Annotated in this window: 4 protein-coding genes; 2 read left to right on the forward strand and 2 right to left on the reverse strand. The window is 76.3% G+C overall.

All coding sequences use genetic code 11. The annotated features are described in order from the left end of the window. Nucleotides 1-198 precede the first annotated feature (198 nt). A complete protein-coding gene (locus E2C05_RS29965) occupies nucleotides 199-951 on the forward strand; it encodes a sulfite exporter TauE/SafE family protein (RefSeq protein WP_133223272.1) in 753 nt (250 codons plus the stop codon). On the opposite strand, the gene E2C05_RS29970 is transcribed toward E2C05_RS29965, so the two are convergent. Further along, the gene (locus tag E2C05_RS29970) at nucleotides 952-1,572 is read right to left on the reverse strand and encodes a carboxymuconolactone decarboxylase family protein (RefSeq protein ID WP_200306640.1); all 621 of its coding nucleotides are present in this window, start codon (nucleotides 1,570-1,572) and stop codon (nucleotides 952-954) included. Between the two features lie 125 nt (nucleotides 1,573-1,697). On the opposite strand from E2C05_RS29970, the gene E2C05_RS29975 reads away from it, so the two are divergent. Beyond that, nucleotides 1,698-2,501 carry a substrate-binding domain-containing protein gene (locus E2C05_RS29975; protein ID WP_133223273.1) on the forward strand — a complete coding sequence of 268 codons (804 nt, stop codon included), beginning with the start codon at nucleotides 1,698-1,700 and terminating at the stop codon, nucleotides 2,499-2,501. A gap of 195 nt (nucleotides 2,502-2,696) precedes the next feature. Here the strand turns inward: E2C05_RS29975 and E2C05_RS29980 are convergent, their stop codons facing one another. Then, entirely contained in the window at nucleotides 2,697-3,305 is a 609-nt protein-coding gene (locus E2C05_RS29980; protein WP_133223274.1) for a LysE family translocator, read from the reverse strand. Nucleotides 3,306-3,419: the final 114 nt, after the last annotated feature.

Below are 3,419 nucleotides of genomic sequence, written 5' to 3' on the forward strand. Positions count from 1 at the left end.
CGCGCGGCCGCCGGCGATCGGCGCCGGGCGCGGCGCGGTCGGGCCGGGCGCCATGCCCCGGGGGCAGTCGCTGCGGCCGTCGCTGCGGCCGCAGTGGCCGCCTCTGGTCCCGCTCCCGCCCCCCTGGCGACGGCGCGGCGCGACGCTTCGGCGCCGGGCGTATCCTCGGTGCTGGCCTGCGGCTAGCCTGCCGGCCGCATGACGTCCTTCGATCCCGCCGAATCCGCCCTGGTGCTCGGCGCCTTCACCATCGCCGGCGTCGTGAAGGGCCTCGCGGGCTTCGGGCTGCCGACCGTCACGCTCGGCCTGCTGGCGCTGATCCGGCCGCTGCCGGAGGCGATGGCGCTGATGATCGTGCCGACCCTGGCGACCAATGTCTGGCAGGCGCTGGTCGGGCCGGCGCTGCTGCCGGTGCTGCGGCGGCTCTGGCCCTTCCTCGCCGCCGCCGTGCTGGGCACCCTGGCCGGCGCCGGCATCCTGGCGCGGTCGGACGCGCAATTCCTCTCCGGCCTGCTCGGGCTGCTGCTGGTCGCCTCGGCCCTGCTGGCGCTGGCGGGCCCGCAGGTGCCGGCGCCGCGGACGGCGCAGGAACGCTGGCTGTCGCCGGCGGTCGGCGGCGCCGCCGGACTGCTGACCGGCATGACCGGCAGCTTCCTCTTCCCCGCCGCGCCCTACCTGGCCGCGCTGAAGCTGCCGCCGCAGCATTTCGTGCAGGGCTTCGGCATCGGCGCGCTGCTGGCGACGCTGGCGCTGGCGGCCGGCATGGCCGGGCAGGGGCTGCTGCCGCGCGATCTCGGCCTCGCCTCGCTCATCGGCGTGGCGCCGGCCTTCCTCGGCATGGCGGTGGGCACGCGGCTGCGCCGGGCGATGCCGGATGCCCGCTTCCGCACGGTGATCCAGGCCGCGCTCGGCCTGGTCGGGCTCTGGCTCGCCTTCCGCACCTTCGGCTGATCACTTCCGCAGGTCGGGCAGCGGCGGCGCCACGCCGGCGGGCAGCCCGACCTGCGCGGTGTTCAGCGTCATCGACACCGCCACGTAGTAGCCGCTGACCGCGATCAGGTCGACGACGCCGCGTTCCCCGAAGCGCGCCTTCGCCGCGGCGAAGCTGGCGTCGGAGACGACGCGGTTGCGGTGCAGCTCGGTGCAGAACTCGTAGACGATGCGCTGGTCCTCGCTCATCCCCTCCGGCCGGCGGCCCTGGGCGAGGTCGGTCGCCACGCCGTCCGGCAGGCCGGCCTTCAGCGCGAGCGGGTGGTGCGCGTACCATTCGTATTGCGACGACCATTCGCGCGCGGTGATCAGGATGGCGAACTCGTTCAGCGCCGCGGGGATGGAGCTGCGGAAACGCAACTCCTCGCCGACGCGCTGCAGCCGGTCGCCCACCTCGGGGCTGCGCAGCCAGGCATTGAAGGGGCCGGAGAGGCGGCCGCGCGGGCCGCTCATGATCGCCTCGGCGACGCGCCGCTGCTCCGGCGTCATCTGCTCCGGCGTCAGCTGCGGGAAGCGTTCCTCCGCGATGGCGCCCGTCGCCATCAGGCCGAGCAGCGCCATCGCCAGACATCCCTGCCGCATCCCTGCCTCCCTCGGGCGTTTCCCCGGGCCGCAGCCTGCACCCGGGCCGGCGCCGCGGGGAAGGGGCTTGCGGCACCGCCCGGCCTGCCGCGAAATGCCGGCGACGTCTTGGGAGGAGCCAGACCATGCGCATCCTTGGCCGCCGCGGCCTGCTCTCCGCGGCGCTGCTGCTCGCCCCGCTGCACCCCGGCGCCGCCGGCGCGGCGGACCTGCAGGTGATGAGCTCCGGCGCCTTCACCGGCAGCTACCGCCTGCTCGCCCCGATCTTCGAGCAGCAATCCGGCCATCGCCTGCACATCACCTACGGCGCCTCGATGGGCACGGCGCCGGAGGCGATGCCGAACCGGCTCGGCCGCGGCGAGCCGGCGGATGTGCTGATCCTGGTCGGCGCCGGCCTCGACCCGCTGGTGCAGCGCGGCCTGGCGGTGGCGGGCAGCGGCGTCGACATCGCCATCTCGCGCATCGGCGTGGCGCAGCGGGCCGGCCTGCCGAAGCCCGACATCTCGACGGTGGAGGGGCTGCGCCAGGCCTTCCTCGACGCAAAGTCGATCGGCTACTCCTCCAGCGCCTCCGGCATCTACTTCACCTCGGACCTGGTGCAGCGCCTGGGCATCGCCGACCAGGTGCTGCCGAAGGCGCGCCGCATCACGGTGGAGCGCGTCGCCGCCGTGGTCGCGCGCGGGGAGGTGGAGCTGGGCCTGCAGCAGGTGAGCGAGATCACCGAGGTGCTGCAGGGCCCGGACGGGGCGAAGGTGGTGCTGCTCGGGCCGCTGCCGGATGCGGTGCAGCAGGTGGTGACCGTGACCGCCGCCTTGTCCGCCGGCGCGAAGGAACCGGCGGTGGCGCGCGACTTCATCCGCTTCCTCGCCTCGCCCGAGGCGCAGGCGGCGATCCGCCGCATGGGGCTGGAGCCGGTGGAGCGGCGCTGAGGCGCCGCCCCGCCCGCCGCCGAGGCTCCCGCCGTCCGGCAGCGTCGCTGGCCGGCAGGTTCATCGCCGGGGCGCGCGGCGGCCGCAGGAGGCCCGCGCCTCATGCCGGCCGGCACGGCCATGGCGTTCGGCGTCGCCGCCCCGCGGGCCCCGCGCGATGCGGGGATGCCGGTGCGCGCCATCCGCGTCCCGGCGTCAGAGGAAGAGCGGCACCAGGCTCAGCACCAGCAGCGCCGCCATGGCGCGGTTGAACCAGCGCAGCGCCGCCGGGCCGCGCAGGAGCCGGGCGGTGCCGAGCCCGAGCGCCGCCCAGGCCAGCAGGCTGCCGAAGGCGGCCAGGGCGAAGAGCAGGGCGAGCGCCAGCGCCTCTCCCAGCACGCCGCCGGCGCCGCCGGTATAGGTGGCGACGGCACCGGCGGCGATGATCCAGGCCTTGGGGTTCACCCACTGGAACAGCGCCGCCTGCAGCATCGTCATCGGCGTCGATCCTGTGCCGGCGGCGGCGCCGGGGACGGGCGGCGCCGCGGTGGCGATGCCCCAGGCCAGCCAGAGCATCCAGGCGGCGCCGACCCAGCGCAGCACCGCCAGGGCCTGCGGCAGGGCGTCCAGCACCTGCGCGGCGCCCAGCGCCACCAGCACCAGCATGACGGGGAAGCCGATGGCGACGCCGGCGACCATCGGCAGGCTGCGGGCGAGGCCGAAGTTCGCCGCCGTCGCCGCCACCAGGGCGTTGTTCGGGCCGGGCGTGGCCGACATGGCGAGGGCGAATCCGGCCGCCGAGGCGAGCCAGGCAGTGCCTTCCATGGGGATCTCCGTGGCTGGGGCGGCGCGGCCCGCCCCGGGGCGGGGGCGGGCTGGCCCGCTGTCGAGGCCGGCGCCCCGGGCGGGGCGCAGCGGCGCGGAAGGGGCGGCGCGAGG

Origin of the sequence: Paracraurococcus ruber, from assembly GCF_004353985.1 — a bacterium.
GTDB lineage: Bacteria > Pseudomonadota > Alphaproteobacteria > Acetobacterales > Acetobacteraceae > Paracraurococcus > Paracraurococcus ruber.

Coding starts and splice junctions, on each gene's coding strand:
- E2C05_RS29975 (WP_133223273.1), top strand. CDS start 1,698: ATGCGCATCCTTGGCCGCCGCGGCCTGCTCTCCGCGGCGCTGCTGCTC.
- E2C05_RS29970 (WP_200306640.1), bottom strand. CDS start 1,572: ATGCGGCAGGGATGTCTGGCGATGGCGCTGCTCGGCCTGATGGCGACG.
- E2C05_RS29965 (WP_133223272.1), top strand. CDS start 199: ATGACGTCCTTCGATCCCGCCGAATCCGCCCTGGTGCTCGGCGCCTTC.
- E2C05_RS29980 (WP_133223274.1), bottom strand. CDS start 3,305: ATGGAAGGCACTGCCTGGCTCGCCTCGGCGGCCGGATTCGCCCTCGCC.